General features: G+C 47.1%; 1 protein-coding gene and 1 rRNA gene. One reads left to right on the forward strand and one right to left on the reverse strand.

Annotated features, from left to right (window positions below; translation table 11 throughout):
• Window positions 1–200: 200 nt before the first annotated feature.
• Window positions 201–316, forward strand: a 5S ribosomal RNA gene (gene rrf, locus L1D47_RS20915).
• A 228-nt stretch (window positions 317–544) separates the two neighbouring features.
• Here the strand turns inward: rrf and L1D47_RS20920 are convergent.
• Window positions 545–769: transposase domain-containing protein (locus tag L1D47_RS20920; protein ID WP_239883628.1), on the reverse strand; the 225-nt coding region annotated here is incomplete at its 5' end.

Raw genomic sequence — 769 nt, forward strand, 5'->3', positions numbered from 1 at the left:
CCTGTACTAATGACTCGTGAGGCTTAACCATACAACCCAAAAGGGTTTCGTACGATGGTTACTGAATCAAAAGAATACAAAAGTACTTGATTGAAGTGAGGTCATAAATTGCTCCTGCATTTATGACATAGAGTACATCCGTGTACTAAAACTCAGATTGACTCTTAGATAGAGTACAGCTTTTCAAATTTACAATTTTGTCTGGAAACCATAGCATTGTGGTCCCACCTGATCCCATCCCGAACTCAGAAGTGAAACGCAATCGCGCCGATGGTAGTGTGGGGTCTCCCCATGTGAGAGTAGGTCATTTCCAGGCGCCTAATAAAGCAAAAAGCCCTAGCCTAAAACGCTAGGGCTTTTTGCTTTCTACGCTCGCCTAAATTGCTCCTGGCAATTTATGGCACTTCCTACATCCATGTAGGTCGCGCGAAAGCATCTACTTCACCGTAACCGTCCGGTGATCCCCACATTCAAAAACTGATGCTGCTACTGCATAGTGCTCCTTTTACTAAGGAGAATACCGTATCCGTCCGGAGAACTGCACCTAGCCGAGTTTTGCATTCCAGGGTAGCAAGTGTTCTAGACACTCGGGCTTAAGTGACAACTGCTCAAGGCAGTACATCAAGTAATCGAAGGGCGTCAACCCATTCGCCTTGGCGGTTTCGATCACACTGTACAGTATGGCACTCGCGTTCGCACCATTGGCCGTATTGGCAAATAGCCAGTTCTTCCGCCCAATGACGAACGGTTTTATCGCTCTCTCGGCGCG

Source organism: Shewanella sp. Isolate7 (assembly GCF_022398425.1).
In the GTDB taxonomy this organism is placed as follows: Bacteria; Pseudomonadota; Gammaproteobacteria; order Enterobacterales; family Shewanellaceae; genus Shewanella.